We start from the raw sequence: 15,513 nt of genomic DNA on the forward strand, positions 1-15,513 counted from the left end.
GTTACCCCTTCCATTCGAGGTGCGGGCTATTCATATAGACCATGATTGATCAGCGTTTTGTTTTCATTGATGATTCTTAATCCGGTGCAGCGGTCTCTTAAGGTGTGCGCGTGTCTGAAGGCATTTTTGACGGAATCCTGCCCGACACCGATTTCGTCAAAATACGCAGGGCCTCCGGCTGATCTCAGCCAATCAGCAAGCACTTCTCCTTCCGGGAGTGTTTGATAAGCCGATTGGATGGCTTGCCGCCGGCTTGGTGAAAATTCGTTCAATCCCTCATCCTTAGCGAGCTTTCTGTATGTGTCAGTTAATAAAACAGCGGCACAGCCCACCTTTGCCCCATGAAGAATCTGAGGCCGTTTTTTCTCCATTAACTCCATCTCAATCCAATGTGAAATATGATGCTCGCCGCCTGATGCCGGACGGGAATGATCTAAGGCCAGCATGACAAGCCCCGATACGATTAAAGACTCCATCAAAACCCGTATGCCAGTTTCCGTTTTCAGCGCGATGTCTTCTGTGTGTGCGATACAGGCGTCAAGCGCCTCCTGAACGATCTTAGCTCCTGCTGGCGAATAAGGCTCGCCGGCAAGATGCCGGGATATTTCCCAATCTGCTAAAGATGTTATTTTACCGAGCATGTCACCAAACCCAGCCGCCACCATTGATTGCGGTGCCGCTTTTAATAGATCCAGATCAGCGAACAGCGCAGATGGGGCCTTCGTTTGAATGGTTGTTTTCGTGCCGTATAAAATAATCGGCGCCCCGGCTGACGTAAAACCGTCTACAGATGGAGCAGTCGGATAAGAAATAAACGGCAACTCTCTCTGAAACGCCGCAAAGCGGACGATATCATGAATCGTGCCCGAACCGACAGCAATCATGACATCCGTTGTTTGTTTCGTATGGATCAGCGCATGAATGAGCGATCGTTCATCAGCTGTCACATCTCCGGCTTCATTTTCTGGAATGATCAGGCACTCGGCCTGAAATCCTGCTTGATTCAGTCGGTTTTCCAAATCAATTCCTGCAATGCGGTGTGTATTCGCGTCGCAAACAAGGACAATATGTTTGTAGTTTTTTCGTTTTACATAATCCAAAAGCGAATCAGCTGCTTGTTTACCGAGGACAATTTCTTCAACTTCTATAGGAGACGTCTCTTCTCCGGCGTGTTCAAAAGCACGCTGAACGTCAGCTGCGATACGATTCATATCAGAATCCCCTCCTCAGCCAATTTGATTACATCCTCTATGGACTCCAGCACATAATCCGGCGTATACAAACGCTGTTCTCCCGGTTTCGCAGAACCAGTAAGCACTAAGGCGCTTTTCATGCCATAAAGCTTTCCCATTGCAATGTCAGATTCAATGCTGTCTCCTATAATCATGCATTCATGTGCGGACAGCCCCATTGCTGTACAGGCAGCCTCAGCCATCAGCCAAGACGGCTTTCCGACAACAAGTTCAGTCTTCGCTTGAGCGGAAGCCTCTATCGCCCCAATCATTCCGGCCACATCAATGGCATTTCCGTCTTCGTTTGGAAAAGAGCGGTCTTTGTTTGTAGCAATGATACGAGCGCCGCCGGCGGCCGCTTGAAAGGCTTGATTTAAATCTTTGTACGTAAGTGTTTCGTGAAGGGAGATAACGAGCCAATCCGCTTCCTTCGGTTCGTTCGCACGCTGCACACCGGCCAGTTTCAGCTCGTCAACCAAACCTTGTTCTCCAAGCACCCATACCTTTGAAAAACGATAATGTTTATTCAGAAAGGCCGCCGTTACACTCGACGACAGAACAATGTCGTTTACATCCGCTTCAATCCCCGCTCCAAGAAGTTTTTTTCTGCACATGGCACGGGAGATATTCCCCCGGTTGCTTAAAAAGACGATTTTCTTTCCCATTCTCCTAAGCGTTTTGATCGCTTCTCTTGCTCCTTCGATCAACTCATTTCCTCTGAATACAGTACCGTCCAAGTCAATCAGAATGCCAGCCGGTGACACAGGCGTATCATGACTGGCCATAATACGCATTTGCTCCGTGTTTTCGATAAAAATGCTTTTCATGCAGGACTGTATTAATTGGGGTTACATCCTTGTTCAGCATAATGGAGTGATAGGCCATTTCGGCAACCGTTTCTAATACAACTGCGTTATGAATGGCATTTAAGGCATCCGTGCCCCAGCAGAACGGTCCGTGATTATTCACGAGCACACCCGGAATCTGTTCGTAGTTATGATGCTGAAAGGTTTCCGCTATGACTTTTCCTGTATTCAATTCGTACTCATGAATGATTTCTTCATCGTACATTTCTCTAGTACACGGAATCGCACTGTCAAAATAATCAGCATGAGTCGTGCCTAAAGGCGGAATATCTCTGCCTGATTGCGCCCAGCTTGTCGCCCATTGAGAATGGGTATGGACTATTCCCCCGATATTCGGAAAGGCTTTATATAAATAAACATGGGTAGGTGTATCTGAAGAAGGCTTAAGCGAACCTTCGACGACTTCTCCTTCAAGGTTCAAAACAACCAAGTCATCTGCTGTCAGGTCGCTGTATTCGACTCCGCTAGGTTTGATGACAATTCTTTCTTTTTCACGGTCAATGCCGCTGACATTTCCCCACGTAAAGGTTACCAGCTGATGCTCTTGAAGCTTTAGGTTGGCAGCCAGCACTTCTTTTTTTAATGTTTCAAGCATGCTCCATCACCCTTTATCAATTCTTTTTGGCGGCAGATGAAAATTGAAGATTTTTGATGGTTTTCAGACGCTTCATGACATGGTTTTCTTTTCCGAAATAATGAACCAGCTCTTTATATTCAGCGTACAATTTTTCATAGACCGCGGCATTTTCGGCATTTGGCGTATAAGATATATCTTTCAGTTTTCCCATGTTCGCCGCTGCATCTTTGATGTCGTCGTATCCGCCTTTTTCTTTGCCTGCGGCTAGCGCGCCGAAAATGGCAGATCCTAAGGCTGGGGCTTGTGGTGAACCAGAAATTTTAATGTCCATGTTCGTCACATCCGCATAAATCTGCATGACAAACGGGTTTTTCTCAGCAATTCCGCCGGCTGCGTACAGCTCCTCAATCGGAACACCGCTTTCTTTGAACGTTTCGATAATCATCCGTGTTCCGTAGGCTGTCGCTTCAACTAACGCTCTATAAATCTCTTCAGGCTTCGTCAGCAGGGTCATGCCAAGCAGCATCCCTGTTAAATCTGCATCAACAAGAGTTGAACGGTTGCCATTCCACCAATCTAAAGCAAGCAGGCCGCTTTCACCCGGCGCTTGATGGTTTGCTTTCTCACTCAGCAGCTCATGAATGCTAATGTTTTTTTCCTTTGCTTCCTCTTGATACGCTTGCGGAACACACGTTTTCACAAACCAGTCAAAATGATCGCCTACACAGGACTGTCCGGCTTCATATCCCGCATAGCCCGGGAGAATTCCGTTGTCCACAACGCCGCACATCCCTGGAACGATATGCACCTCTTCACCAAGAAGAACATGGCACGTTGAGGTTCCCATAATCATCAGCATTTTCCCTGGCTCTGTGATGCCGACCGCCGGCACGGAAACATGAGCATCCACATTGGCAACCGCAACAGCCGTTCCCGGAAGAAGCCCTGTCAGCTTTGCCATTTTGTCAGTCAGGCCGCCGGCTTTTTCCCCTACTGAATGAATCGGCCCTGCCAATTTATCTCTTGTAATCGTTTTCATTGAAGGGTTTAATTTCTCAAAGAAACCATCTGACGGATATCCCGCTTTTTCACTCCAAATCGCTTTATACCCTGCAGTACAGTTGCTTCGCTTGAGCGAGCCGCACAGCTGGTACACGATCCAGTCCGCAGCCTCGATGATCCGGTCAGCCGCTTCATAAATGTGAGGCGCTTCCTCAGCTATTTGCATGACCTTTGGAATCATCCATTCTGATGAAATTTTTCCTCCGTACCGCTGTAAAAAAGCCTCTCCTTCTTCTTCCGCGATTTGATTGAGCCGATCAGCATGTTTTTGTGCCGCATGATGCTTCCAGAGCTTCACATAGCTGTGCGGCTCCTCTTCATATTCAGGCAGCATGCACAACGGCTGTCCGCTGCTGTCAATAGGAAGGATTGTACATGCCGTGAAATCAATCCCAATTCCGATAATGTCTTTTGGTTCAACGCCCGTCTGTTCAAGTAAAGACGGAATGGTTGTTTCCAAGACTTCGAGATAATCAGCAGGGTGCTGCAGCGCCCAGTCGCGCGGCAGCTTTTGGCCCGTTTTGGGCAGGACGGTATCAATGACAGCATGCCTGTATTCTTTTACAGCAGACGCAAGTTCCTCCCCTGTTTGGACATGAACCAACACCGCTCTTCCAGATAAAGTTCCAAAATCAACCCCTATAGTGTAAGCCATGTGACATCCCCCTCTACTTTTGAAGCCGGTAAAGCGCCTCGTTCCATTTTAACTCGTGTTTCAGTTTATGAATTGTCGTATCACGGGAAATGAGAACACTTTCGATCCCCGCCATTTCCGCCCAATCAAGCATTTGCTCCGCTGTCAGTTCATAAGACAGGCAGGTATGGTGTGCGCCGCCGGCTAAAATCCATGCCTCCGCTGCTGTTTTCAATGACGGCTCCGGCTTCCAGAGAACTCGGGCCACCGGCAGATTCGGCATGTCTTTTTCAATTTCCTGGCCGTTGACTTCATTCAGCACAAGGCGGAAACGCCCGCCAATATCAACAATGCTGGCTTGAATGGCCGAACCGCTGATGCCGTTAAATACAAAACGCGCAGGGTCCTCCTTGCCGCCGATCGAAAGCGGGTGAACCTCGATTTTCGGCTGATCCAAAGCGACAGTCGGACACACTTCAAGCATGTGAGAGCCCAGAATCATTTCATTTCCCGGTTCAAAATGGTACGTGTAATCTTCCATGAAGGAAGTTCTTTTTCCTTTGGCCATGATTTTCATCATCCGTACAAGGGCCGCTGTCTTCCAATCCCCTTCACCGGCGAAACCGTAGCCTTTCTCCATCAGGCGCTGAACGGCAAGTCCCGGCAGCTGTTTCATTCCGTGCAGCACTTCAAACGATGTCGTAAACGCTGTGTATCCGCCTTGTTCAAGAAAAGCGGTTAAGCCTAGTTCAATTTTCGCCTGCTCTTTAATGGATGCTACCCTTGCTTCGTCACGTTTTGTTTCCTCGCTGATCACATATAATCTGTCATATTCCGCATAAAGCGTGTCAACCTCGTCGTCCGTAATGCGATTCATCACCTCAACAAGATCTCCGATTCCATATCCGTCAACCTGCCAGCCAAATTGAATATGCGCTCCGACCTTGTCTCCGTCGGTTACCGCGACATGACGCATGTTATCTCCAAATCTGGCAACCTTAATATGTCTGCTTTCATTTAATGCAGCCGCCGTATCCATCCACTGGGACATTTCTTTTTTCACTTCTTCATCATCCCAATAGCCGGCAATGACTTTTCGGCTAAGCCCCATTCGCGAGTTGATGTAACCGTACTCTCGATCGCCATGCGCGGATTGGTTGCTGTTCATAAAATCCATGTCAATCGTACCCCACGGAATATCGCGATTATATTGGGTATGCAAATGCAAAAGCGGTTTTTGATAAGAGGAAAGGCCTTCTATCCACATTTTTGCAGGGGAAAATGTGTGCATCCATGTAATAATGCCAGCGCACGTCTCACTGTACTCCGCTTCTCTTAACAGCTCTCTAATCGTTTCCGGTGAAGTGACGACGGGCTTATGAACCATTTTATATCTGGAAGAAACCCCGCTGAGCCCCTCACAAATGCTTTTCGCATGCTGATCCACCAGTTCCAGCGTTTCTTCCCCGTATAGGTGCTGGCTTCCTGTCACAAACCAGAATTCATAATCCTTTGTCTGAAGCATGTAAACTGCCCCTTTCCCATAAAATAAAACGCTTTCAAACACAAGAAAAAAAGATACGTACTAATGATAGAAAACAAACCTATAAATAATAATTTGTACGAACAACTTCATTATAGTAATTGACTATTACACTGTCAATCTTTTCTTTTAAAAAAAGCCGGGCTCTGCCCCCGGCTTTTTGATTCAATAGGACGGCCAGCCCGAGCTCCAATTCAAATCATTGATAAGAAGCTTTGGAATGCCGTTGTTATTGGCATCATAGGCATGGCGAACAAGAATGTTTCCATTTACAATATCCTGGCCTCCAGGTCCTTTCCATTGATCATTGCCCGAATCCAAAATGGTGCCTCCGCCTTCGAGCATGCTTTTTCCGCTTTTATCAAGATAAGGGCCTGTAATGTTTTTAGATCTTCCGTAAGCAATTTTGTACGTACTGTTTACGCCGGCACAGCATTTATCAAATGAAACCATTAAATAGTAGTAACCATTTTGATACGTAAGAGTAGGGGCTTCCAATGCACCGCCATTATTCGGTCTGGATGCAATCGAATAGAGCGATCCTGTAGGCTTCATCGTATTCTTATCAAGCTTGGTCAGCTTAATGCCGGTCCAAAACGAGCCGAACGCGAGCCACGGGTTGCCATCCTTGTCGAATGTCAGCTCCGGATCAATGGCGTTATAATTATTTGAGGTTGTCGAACGAATCACCAAGCCCTCGTCCTTCCAACTCCCCGAACTGATGCTTGTGGAAGATGCCAGGCCAATGGCAGATGTATTGCTTCCAAAAGAAGAAACAGAATAATACAGCCAGTACTTTCCGTTATAGTATTGGATGTCCGGCGCCCATTGGTTTGGCTCGTAATTCGGCACATAATTGGACCACCACGATAGCGGTGTGCTAAAAATAGATTTTTGTACGTTCCAATTTTTAGCGTCTGAAGACTTCAACACCCGCAGTCCCCGTTCTTCCGTAAGCCCTGTGCCGAGCGCATACCATGAGCTCCCCTCTTTAATCATAGTCGGGTCATGAAGCAGCTCATTAGATGCACCCCAAAACGCGGCCTCTGCGGGAGCAGCGGAAGTGAATAACAAACCTGCAGCCAGAGCGGCACTCGAAAAGTGAAAGAAACGTTTCCATGTTTTTTTTGTTTTCAATTTTGTTCATCCTCCCTTAAATTAGAAAGCGCTTACAAAATAGATTGTTTACCCTCCCTTCCTTTCAAATGAGCTGGGTATCGTAGATCTTCATGTTCAGGACATTTTCGGTATCCTCTTTATTGTAGTCACTCCGCTGTAATTTGTACAGACAAAAAAATATAATCCGCCTCAACAGGCGGATTCCTCCGTATCTTTATTGGTACGTAATTTCATCAACCGTTTTACGATCTAGCTTCTTAATGACTTCTGTAATTAACTTAACGGCGTTTTCATAATCATCACGATGGAGCATGGCTGCGTGCGTATGAATGTAGCGCGTTGCAATGGTAATGGACAGCGCAGGAACGCCATTTGCCGTCAAATGGATGGCTCCCGAATCAGTTCCGCCGCCGGCAATCGAATCAAACTGGTACGGAATGCCTGCTTCTTCCGCGGTAGCGACAACTGCATCGCGCAAACCTTTGTGAGAGACCATAGATGCATCGTAAACGATAATTTGCGGGCCTTTACCCATTTTGCTTTGCGCTTCCTTCTCGGAAATGCCAGGCGTGTCTCCTGCGATTCCTACATCGACCCCAAACGCAATATCAGGCTGTATGGTGTGTGCAGCCGTTTTCGCTCCCCTCAGGCCGACTTCCTCCTGCACGGTTCCGACGCCATACACAATGTTTGGATGATCAGTGTTTTGTAAGTTTCTTAATACATCAATTGCAATCGCACAGCCGATGCGATTGTCCCAAGCCTTTGCGAGCAGGAATTTTTCATTGTTCATAACCGTAAATTCAAAATGCGGAACAATCATATCTCCCGGGAGCACGCCCCACTCCAAGGCTTCTTCCCGGCTTGAAGCTCCGATATCAATAAACATATCTTTTATTTCCACTGATTTTTTTCTTGCTTCAGGAGACAAAATATGAGGCGGCTTAGATCCGATAACCCCTGTGATTTCTCCTTTTTTTGTGACGATGGTGACGCGCTGGGCAAGCATAACCTGAGCCCACCAGCCGCCAACGGTTTGAAAACGGATAAAGCCTTTATCTGTGATTTGTGTCACCATAAAGCCGACTTCATCCAAATGTCCGGCGATCATAATTTTCGGGCCGTTTTCTGCACCAGTTTTTTTAGCAATTAAACTGCCCAGGCGATCTGTTGTCACCTCATCAGCAAATGGTTCTATGTATGATTTCATCACTTGCCTTACTTCTCTTTCATTGCCCGGTATGCCTTTTGCATCTGTTAAATCTTTCAGCATGGTCAATGTTTTATCTAATTTTTCCATGTTCCAAACCCTCCTTCATCAGTCCTGCATTCTTATTATACAAAACATGGCGCTAACCATACGACTATTTCACTTGAAAATCGGGTATATGTTTTTAGAACTTTCTTTTAGAAAAAGTGAAACTTTTTTCTATGCTCTTCGTATTACATCAGATCATCACAATAAGGGAGGTGCCTTCACACAATGTTTGTCATGGTTCTAAGGATTATTTTGCTTGCACTTTTTGCTTATTGTATTTATGCCGTGGTCAAATATGTCGCGAATCCAAAGAGAAGGCTTAAGCTGGCCCAATCAAAAGAACATTTTTATATTATCGATGAACAGAACAATACCCGAAAGAACTTTCAGCTGACGTATAAAGGCGTGCTTTTTGAAGGAGAAAAGCATATTCCTTCCAAGGATCATCCTCTGTTTATCCACACCATCTTTGTCTGGACAGAATCTCCTGAGAAGCTGAAGCATTTCTCTGCAAAAGATTTTGAGAACATTGAAGAAAAAGTGCTGGAACGATATCCAAATTGTAAAATTGACTGGGACCAGCCCATTAAACTTGCAAAAAAAGCAGAAGAGCGTTAAAACGCTTTTCTGCTTTTTATAAATCAAACGGACTGTAGTAAATACCGATGAGAATCGCTTCTATTACCAGAAGAAGCGGTACTCCGTACTTAAAAGAAGCGTGTTTCGTTTTATGTCTGAAGGTTTGCATGCCAAGCCAGATACCGAGCGCTCCAAACACGATGGCTATCAGCCACAGCCGGTCTTCAGAAATTCTCCATTTGTGCTGCTGCGCTTTGCGTTTGTCAACGCCCATCACCCAAAAACCGCACAGATTCATCAACACCAAATAGACTGCAATAACCATGTTGCCTCATCCTTTATATAAAAAAGCCGCTCTACTGGAGAGCGGCTCTATATGATTACTTGTTTAATTGAGCTTTAGCAGCATCAGCAAGCTGATTGAATGCAGTAAGATCGTTTACAGCAAGATCAGCAAGCATTTTACGGTTTACTTCGATACCAGAAAGCTTAAGACCGTGCATTAAATGGCTGTAAGAAAGGCCGTTCATGCGAGCAGCTGCGTTGATACGAGTGATCCAAAGTTTACGGAAATCACGTTTTTTCTGACGACGGTCACGGAAAGCATAGTTTCCAGATTTCATGACCTGCTGGTTAGCTACTTTGTATAATGTATGTTTTGAACCGAAATAACCTTTTGCTAATTTAAGAACCTTTTTACGACGCTTACGCGCAACAGTTCCGCCTTTTACTCTTGGCATTAAATTTCCCTCCTAATTGTTCCTTATCCGATTACTTGATGTTAGCAAGCATTTGTTTGATACGTTTGAAGTCTCCTGCACTTACAACAGCACTCTTGCGAAGCTTACGCTTTTGCTTTTGAGATTTGTTAGCGAATAAGTGACTTGTATACGCGTGAGAACGTTTTAACTTCCCAGAACCTGTCTTTTTAAAACGTTTAGCAGATCCGCGGTGAGTTTTCATTTTTGGCATGGGATTTCCTCCTTATTGCTTTTCGTTTTTCGGCGCGAGCATTAAGAACATGCTGCGGCCGTCCATTTTTGGTTTTGTTTCGACAGTCGCAACCTCAGCACATGCTTCAGAAAAACGGTCTAACACACGCTGACCGATTTCTTTATGAGTGATTGCGCGTCCTTTAAAGCGGATAGAAGCTTTCACTTTATCGCCTTTTTCAAGGAATTTAATCGCATTGCGCAATTTCGTGTTAAAGTCATGCTCATCGATTGTCGGACTTAACCGAACTTCTTTTAAGTTAATGATTTTTTGATTCTTGCGTGCTTCTTTTTCCTTTTTCTGTTGCTCAAATCGGAACTTACCGTAGTCCATGATTCGGCAGACAGGCGGTTTTGCATTCGCTGCAACTAACACAAGGTCAAGATTTGCGCGGCCGGCGATTTCAAGTGCTTCCTGACGGGACTTGATTCCAAGCTGGTCGCCATTTTGTCCGATTAAACGGACCTCACGTGCACGGATACCCTCATTAACCAATTGATCTTTGCTAATAATGAGCCACCTCCATAGTTTCTTCGAATTGATTCACAACTCATTTTGACTGCATTCTGCAGGCAAACAAAAAGTGTGGGCATTATAAAACACCCACACTACGAACATCTGTATCAATAAAAATGTACGGTCAACCTGCCAACTACATGCATGTGTCAATCAGGTGAGAAGCGGGTGCTTCTGCTTGTGATTTATATTCAATTCAATAACTATTCTACACAATACCGGATCTTTAGTCAAGGACGACTTATCCGGAACAACTTTTACATTGTAACATGGGTTTTCTATGAGCGCAAGAGAGAAAAAGAAAATCTTTCATCCTCAACCAGAATGTAAAGTTTATGAACCGCTCATCCACGCACCATAAACGAAAAAAGCCAAGGCATTCAGCCTTGGCTTATCCTCCGATCAACTGCACGAACACAGGAATGACCAGAACCGTTACCACTCCTACTACGACAACCGCAATACTCGCCATCGCAGCTTCAACTTCTCCCATCTCAATCCCGACCGCTACACCAAGTGCATGTCCGGATGTTCCGAGAGCCAATCCTTTAGAAATCGGATTCTTTACTTTAAACACCTTCAAGAACAATGCTCCGAGCGCATATACGATGACAGCGTTAAAGATGACCGCAAAGGCTGTGATGTCGCTGATGCCCCCGATGCCTTTTGATAAAGGAAGCGCAATTGCCGTTGTAGCCGCCTGCGGAAGCATGCTTTTCATTACGGCCGAATCGAGATGAATGCCTTTTGCGAGCAAATAAACAATCGTGACAGAACAGATAGAGCCGGCAATAATGGAGGCCATGATTTGCCACCAGTATTTTTTAAGCTTATCTCTTTGTTTGTACAAAGGAATGGCAAAAGCAATCGTCGCCGGTTCCAAGAAAAACTTAATGATTTCTCCTCCGTTATTATAGTCTGCGTAGGAAAAACCGCCGATTTTTAAAAATGCGATCCCAAGCACCATAGCAACAAACAAAGGAGTGAAAAGAAAGAAGCCTTTTGTTTTCTTAAATAAAAAGGTGCCGATGCCGAATGCAGCAAGTGATACGACAATCCCAAAATAAGGACTCATTGTGCTTTCCATGTGATGAACCTCCTGTTTCTTTAATGGTGAACAAGTTCGTTATTGTTCTGCGGGCTTTGCACTGTTTTTGTTTTCATGTCCGCTGCGGTTTTGCGTTTTCCGCCCAGCGAAATAATCAGCTGAGAAAACAATCCCGTAGCCCCCAGCAAAATAATCGTTGCGAGCAGAATGACAAGAACAATTTGCAGGCCGTATTGCTGCATCACACCAAGCGAATTCATAACAGATATACCTGACGGAACAAATAAAAATCCGATCAGAGAGGTTAAAGACGTTCCGAGCGTTTCCACTTGTTCCAGTTTAATGACTTTCAAACATAATAGGAGAAATAATAAGACCAACCCTACAACCGATGCGGGGATAGGTATTGGGACAATAGCGGCAATCATATTCGAAACCAGCATAATGACGGCAAAAATAAATGCTTGTGTTAAAAACCCATACACTTTTTTAGCACTCATTTTCTTCACCTCTTTCTCTTTGGTACCCTCATTATAAATAAGAATCTCCCATTATGAAGCGCTTACAAGATAACATGCCGAATAGCGGGCCTGAGTTGCAGAATCAAATGGCTGAAATGCAAAAAGCCGCCCATCAAATATGGAGCAGCTTTTTCAATTCTTTCGCATATGTCCGGCTGACCGGTATTTTCGATCCGTCTTTCATGATCAGATTATACGTTGAATTAAACCATGGCTGAATTTCTTTAATATATTCGGTATTGACGACAAAGCTCCGATGGACGCGGATAAAATCAGAATCCGGAAGCTTTTTCTCAATCACAACAAGCGTCTCGCTGACCGTATAAGAATGATCGAAGGTTTTTACATTAACATGGCCATCCTCTGTTCCGGCATAGATAATGTCCTTCGTATCCACGATCACAATCGATTCTCCCACAGATAGCGCGAGCTTATGCTGCCCGGCATGGCTGTTTTGATCTGTTTCGACAATATCCCGATTGACTTTTTTGTATTTTTTCAGCGTTTGCTGAATTCTTTCCTCATCGAAAGGTTTGGTTAAATAATCAAGAGCATCTACCTCAAACGCTTTGAGCGCATACTGGTCATACGCTGTCGCAAACACAACAGCAGGAGGATGCTTCATTTTCTTCAATCGCTTTGCGATATCAAAACCGTTCTCTCCGGATAAATCAACGTCTAAAAACAGCAAATCAGGTTTTTGATCCATCATTTGGTCAAAAGCGGATTCAATATTTTCCGCTTCATTGATTTCCATTTCCTCATTGGTCCGCTTGAGCAAGTAAGCCAGTTCATCCCTTGCCAGCATCTCATCATCAACTATTAACACCCTGAGCATGTTCTTCTCCCTCTTTCATCTGTTGCATTGGCACTTGAAAGGAAACCTCTGTCCCTTTATGAACCTCACTGCTGATATGCAGTGCAGCCTGCTGTCCGAATAAACCGATCAGCCGTTGATTTAGGTTATAAAGCGCTGTACCGGTTCCCTCCTTAGACGGAAATGGCTTCTTCCCCAGTTCCTGCAGGACGTCCGCCGGTATTCCGCGTCCGTTATCCGTCACCTTCATATAGACGGACGCATTATCAGATATGACACAGACTGTAACCTTGCACATGTCTTGTTTTTTCGGAAACGCGTGCCGAAGCGCGTTCTCGACTAGCACCTGCAAAACAAACGGAGGGATTTCAATCTGCTCCAGTCTGCTGTCGATATTGAGCTCAATTTTATATTTCCCGGGAAAACGCGCCTGTTCTAATGACAAATAGGCGTTAAGATGGTTTAACTCCTTTGAGAGCGGGATCAGCAGCTGTCTCGCTCCTTGAAGGTTTGAACGAAAATAAACACTGAGCTGCAATAGGAGCTTGCGGGTTTTTTCAACATCTGTGCGGCAGAGCGCAGAAATCGTGTTGATCGCATTAAATAAAAAATGCGGATTCACCTGTGCTTGTAGCGCCTTGATTTCAGCATCCTTGAGAAGCTTGCTTTGCAGCTCTGCTTCCCCAAGCTCAAGCTGTGTCGAAAACAGCATGGCCAGTCCCTCAGCAAGCTCCTCCTCTACCTGGCTAAGGCCTGCCGGGCTTTTAAAATACATTTTTAAGGTGCCTATTGTGTTGCCGTTCGATGTCAGCGGCAGGACAATTGCGGCGTGCAAAGGGCATTCAGCATGCGTGCATTCAATCTCTTCCTTCGAAATCGCCTTCATGATATGTCCTGTTTTAATTACCTTTTTAGACAGGCCGGTGATCAAGCTTTTTGATGGAATGTGGTGATCCATGCCCGCGCCGACATGCGCAAGGATCTTTTCTTTATCAGTGAGAGACACCGCATCTGTTCCAGTCAGCTTATGGATAATAGCCGCTACACTTTTACAGGAGTTTTCATTTAATCCTTGGCGAAAAAATGGAAGTGTCTGATCAGCAATCGTCAGTACTCGATGCGTTTCGAGAGCCCTCGCCTGCTCTTCCTTGCGAATGATTGCTTGAATAATCGACAGGAAAATAAAACTGCCTGTACCATTGATCAGGATCATCGGAATCCCGATCATGCTGACAAGCTCCCAAGCGTCACTGAACGGCTTTGCCATCAGCAAAATAATGAGCATTTGCAGGGACTCCATGCCGATTCCCACAAGAGCGGCGATACGCGGTGTCGGCATTCGATATCGCTTCGTAAAATACCTGCCGATCAAGCCTGCAAGAACACCCGCTAAAATGGATGACACGGCACAGCTTAAGGCCGTGCTGCCACCGAGTGAAAGACGATGCAGGCCCGCCAGTATGCCAATTCCAGTCCCTACAAACGGACCTCCGAGAAGGCCTCCGATTTCCACACCCAAAATACGGGTATTCGCGATAGAGCCCGATGGATCTATCGTAAGCACCCAGTCATTATTTACGATCATATTTCTTTGAATTTCGATACCTGTATAATTACTGATGATGCTGAAAAGAGAAAAAATAGAAATCAAAACCGCTTTTCCTTTATAGCCGTCCTGATTCTGAAGAGCTTGTCTGAAAAGTTTCGTATGGGCGAGAATGAACCCTAATATAACAATAATCCCTACCCTCTCAAGCATCATAATCATCAAATGAATCATTCATGTCACCTGTTCTTTCCGTTTTCATTCTAGCATGTTTTCGTTTTGCGGCTGACTGTTTTTTTAAAATCATCTGAAAACATATTTCACAAGGCTTTTATCTATTGTAAAATAAAACATGAGCCTTTTGGCAGAAAGATTTGAATCTGAAGCAGAGGAGAAGATCATGAAAGCCGTATTTTTTGATTTAGATGATACACTACTTTGGGACGAAAAAAGCGTCAGAACAACATTTGCAGAAACTTGCTTACAGGCGGAGAAAAAATATGGCCTTGACCCTGAGGAATTCGAAGCAGCTGTTCGCGAAGCGGCGAGAGAATTGTACATGTCATATGAGACGTATCCATATACAGTGATGATCGGCATTAACCCGTTTGAAGGGCTGTGGTCCAATTTCTCAGAGCCTATCAGTGAGGGCTTTCAAAAGTTGAACAAGATTGTGCCGGAGTACAGAAGAAATGCGTGGACAAACGGACTTAAAGCGCTTGGGATCGATGATCCTGCATATGGCGAATACTTGGGAGAGTTTTTTGCGGCAGAGCGCAGAAAACGCCCGTTTGTATATGATGAAACATTTGCTGTACTCGATCAATTAAAAGGCAAATATGAATTATTGCTTTTGACTAATGGCGATCCGAGTCTGCAAAAGGAGAAGCTTGCCGGTGTGCCTGAGCTCGCCCCTTACTTCAATGAAATTGTCATCTCTGGCGCATTCGGCAAGGGCAAGCCGGATGTTTCCATTTTTGAACATTGCCTTAAGCTGATGAATATTGAAAAAGACGATGCCATCATGGTCGGCGATAATTTGAATACTGATATTTTAGGCGCTTCAAGAGCCGGAATCAAAACCGTTTGGATCAACCGGACGGATAAGAAAAACGAAACTGACGTATCGCCTGATTACATCATCAGCAGCCTTCATGATTTGTTTCCTATATTAGAGAAATAAAAAAGCATGATCTCTTCAA

Annotated in this window: 17 protein-coding genes and 1 other annotated feature; of the genes, 2 read left to right on the forward strand and 15 right to left on the reverse strand. The window is 45.1% G+C overall.

The window, feature by feature from the left end:
- Window positions 1-26: 26 nt before the first annotated feature.
- The 7 genes from egsA to MY9_RS14295 all read right to left on the reverse strand — a co-directional run bounded on the left by egsA (window position 27) and on the right by MY9_RS14295 (window position 8,333).
- Entirely contained in the window at window positions 27-1,211 is a 1,185-nt protein-coding gene (egsA, locus tag MY9_RS14265; protein WP_014664915.1) for a sn-glycerol-1-phosphate dehydrogenase, read from the reverse strand.
- The gene (gene araL / locus MY9_RS14270; protein ID WP_081483684.1) at window positions 1,208-2,026 is read right to left on the reverse strand and encodes a sugar-phosphatase AraL; all 819 of its coding nucleotides are present in this window, start codon (window positions 2,024-2,026) and stop codon (window positions 1,208-1,210) included. The genes egsA and araL overlap by 4 nt, the downstream gene beginning before the upstream one ends.
- A complete protein-coding gene (gene araD / locus MY9_RS14275; protein ID WP_014664917.1) occupies window positions 2,004-2,693 on the reverse strand; it encodes an L-ribulose-5-phosphate 4-epimerase in 690 nt (229 codons plus the stop codon). The genes araL and araD overlap by 23 nt, the downstream gene beginning before the upstream one ends.
- Before the next feature lie 16 nt (window positions 2,694-2,709).
- Window positions 2,710-4,392 carry a ribulokinase gene (araB, locus tag MY9_RS14280; RefSeq protein WP_014664918.1) on the reverse strand — a complete coding sequence of 561 codons (1,683 nt, stop codon included), beginning with the start codon at window positions 4,390-4,392 and terminating at the stop codon, window positions 2,710-2,712.
- A 13-nt stretch (window positions 4,393-4,405) separates the two neighbouring features.
- Window positions 4,406-5,896, reverse strand: a complete 1,491-nt coding sequence (gene araA / locus MY9_RS14285; protein WP_014664919.1) for an L-arabinose isomerase — start codon at window positions 5,894-5,896, stop codon at window positions 4,406-4,408.
- A gap of 183 nt (window positions 5,897-6,079) precedes the next feature.
- Window positions 6,080-7,051, reverse strand: a complete 972-nt coding sequence (abnA, locus tag MY9_RS14290) for an arabinan endo-1,5-alpha-L-arabinosidase AbnA (protein WP_014664921.1) — start codon at window positions 7,049-7,051, stop codon at window positions 6,080-6,082.
- A 196-nt stretch (window positions 7,052-7,247) separates the two neighbouring features.
- Window positions 7,248-8,333: a M42 family metallopeptidase gene (locus tag MY9_RS14295; protein ID WP_014664922.1), complete on the reverse strand. Its 1,086-nt coding sequence runs from the start codon at window positions 8,331-8,333 to the stop codon at window positions 7,248-7,250.
- Between the two features lie 183 nt (window positions 8,334-8,516).
- Here MY9_RS14295 and ysdB point away from each other — a divergent pair, with 183 nt between their 5' ends.
- Window positions 8,517-8,909 (forward strand): sigma W pathway protein YsdB, encoded by a 393-nt coding sequence (ysdB, locus tag MY9_RS14300; protein ID WP_003229493.1) that lies wholly within the window; start codon window positions 8,517-8,519, stop codon window positions 8,907-8,909.
- A gap of 16 nt (window positions 8,910-8,925) precedes the next feature.
- Here the strand turns inward: ysdB and MY9_RS14305 are convergent, their stop codons facing one another.
- The 8 genes from MY9_RS14305 to lytS form a co-directional block, all read right to left on the reverse strand.
- Window positions 8,926-9,195: a DUF1294 domain-containing protein gene (locus MY9_RS14305; protein WP_014664923.1), complete on the reverse strand. Its 270-nt coding sequence runs from the start codon at window positions 9,193-9,195 to the stop codon at window positions 8,926-8,928.
- Window positions 9,196-9,250: 55 nt separating this feature from the next.
- A complete protein-coding gene (gene rplT, locus MY9_RS14310) occupies window positions 9,251-9,610 on the reverse strand; it encodes a 50S ribosomal protein L20 (protein ID WP_014664924.1) in 360 nt (119 codons plus the stop codon).
- A gap of 31 nt (window positions 9,611-9,641) precedes the next feature.
- Complete coding sequence (rpmI, locus tag MY9_RS14315; protein ID WP_003222418.1) at window positions 9,642-9,842, reverse strand: 50S ribosomal protein L35; 201 nt, start codon at window positions 9,840-9,842, stop codon at window positions 9,642-9,644.
- A gap of 12 nt (window positions 9,843-9,854) precedes the next feature.
- Window positions 9,855-10,376, reverse strand: a complete 522-nt coding sequence (infC, locus tag MY9_RS14320) for a translation initiation factor IF-3 (RefSeq protein ID WP_010886591.1) — start codon at window positions 10,374-10,376, stop codon at window positions 9,855-9,857.
- Between the two features lie 58 nt (window positions 10,377-10,434).
- Window positions 10,435-10,565, reverse strand: a sequence feature (ribosomal protein L20 leader region).
- A gap of 205 nt (window positions 10,566-10,770) precedes the next feature.
- A complete protein-coding gene (gene lrgB / locus MY9_RS14325; protein ID WP_003229482.1) occupies window positions 10,771-11,466 on the reverse strand; it encodes an antiholin-like protein LrgB in 696 nt (231 codons plus the stop codon).
- A gap of 20 nt (window positions 11,467-11,486) precedes the next feature.
- Entirely contained in the window at window positions 11,487-11,927 is a 441-nt protein-coding gene (gene lrgA / locus MY9_RS14330) for an antiholin-like murein hydrolase modulator LrgA (protein WP_014664925.1), read from the reverse strand.
- Between the two features lie 133 nt (window positions 11,928-12,060).
- Window positions 12,061-12,786 (reverse strand): two-component system response regulator LytT, encoded by a 726-nt coding sequence (lytT, locus tag MY9_RS14335; protein ID WP_014664926.1) that lies wholly within the window; start codon window positions 12,784-12,786, stop codon window positions 12,061-12,063.
- On the reverse strand, window positions 12,764-14,545 hold the full coding sequence (lytS, locus tag MY9_RS14340; protein WP_014664927.1) for a two-component system sensor histidine kinase LytS: 1,782 nt from the start codon (window positions 14,543-14,545) through the stop codon (window positions 12,764-12,766). Before lytS ends, lytT begins: the two co-directional genes overlap by 23 nt.
- 166 nt (window positions 14,546-14,711) lie before the next feature.
- Here lytS and MY9_RS14345 point away from each other — a divergent pair, with 166 nt between their 5' ends.
- On the forward strand, window positions 14,712-15,494 hold the full coding sequence (locus MY9_RS14345) for an HAD family hydrolase (protein ID WP_014664928.1): 783 nt from the start codon (window positions 14,712-14,714) through the stop codon (window positions 15,492-15,494).
- Window positions 15,495-15,513 lie beyond the last annotated feature (19 nt).

It is taken from the genome of Bacillus sp. JS (assembly GCF_000259365.1).
GTDB classification, from domain to species: domain Bacteria; phylum Bacillota; class Bacilli; order Bacillales; family Bacillaceae; genus Bacillus; species Bacillus stercoris.

What these genes read in the sequence shown, in the direction of transcription:
- egsA (WP_014664915.1), bottom strand. Translation starts at nt 1,211, where the DNA reads ATGAATCGTATCGCAGCTGACGTTCAGCGTGCTTTTGAACACGCCGGA.
- araL (WP_081483684.1), bottom strand. Translation starts at nt 2,026, where the DNA reads ATGCGTATTATGGCCAGTCATGATACGCCTGTGTCACCGGCTGGCATT.
- araD (WP_014664917.1), bottom strand. Translation starts at nt 2,693, where the DNA reads ATGCTTGAAACATTAAAAAAAGAAGTGCTGGCTGCCAACCTAAAGCTT.
- araB (WP_014664918.1), bottom strand. Translation starts at nt 4,392, where the DNA reads ATGGCTTACACTATAGGGGTTGATTTTGGAACTTTATCTGGAAGAGCG.
- araA (WP_014664919.1), bottom strand. Translation starts at nt 5,896, where the DNA reads ATGCTTCAGACAAAGGATTATGAATTCTGGTTTGTGACAGGAAGCCAG.
- MY9_RS14295 (WP_014664922.1), bottom strand. Translation starts at nt 8,333, where the DNA reads ATGGAAAAATTAGATAAAACATTGACCATGCTGAAAGATTTAACAGAT.
- ysdB (WP_003229493.1), top strand. Translation starts at nt 8,517, where the DNA reads ATGTTTGTCATGGTTCTAAGGATTATTTTGCTTGCACTTTTTGCTTAT.
- MY9_RS14305 (WP_014664923.1), bottom strand. Translation starts at nt 9,195, where the DNA reads ATGGTTATTGCAGTCTATTTGGTGTTGATGAATCTGTGCGGTTTTTGG.
- rplT (WP_014664924.1), bottom strand. Translation starts at nt 9,610, where the DNA reads ATGCCAAGAGTAAAAGGCGGAACTGTTGCGCGTAAGCGTCGTAAAAAG.
- rpmI (WP_003222418.1), bottom strand. Translation starts at nt 9,842, where the DNA reads ATGCCAAAAATGAAAACTCACCGCGGATCTGCTAAACGTTTTAAAAAG.
- lrgB (WP_003229482.1), bottom strand. Translation starts at nt 11,466, where the DNA reads ATGGAAAGCACAATGAGTCCTTATTTTGGGATTGTCGTATCACTTGCT.
- lrgA (WP_014664925.1), bottom strand. Translation starts at nt 11,927, where the DNA reads ATGAGTGCTAAAAAAGTGTATGGGTTTTTAACACAAGCATTTATTTTT.
- lytT (WP_014664926.1), bottom strand. Translation starts at nt 12,786, where the DNA reads ATGCTCAGGGTGTTAATAGTTGATGATGAGATGCTGGCAAGGGATGAA.
- lytS (WP_014664927.1), bottom strand. Translation starts at nt 14,545, where the DNA reads ATGATTCATTTGATGATTATGATGCTTGAGAGGGTAGGGATTATTGTT.
- MY9_RS14345 (WP_014664928.1), top strand. Translation starts at nt 14,712, where the DNA reads ATGAAAGCCGTATTTTTTGATTTAGATGATACACTACTTTGGGACGAA.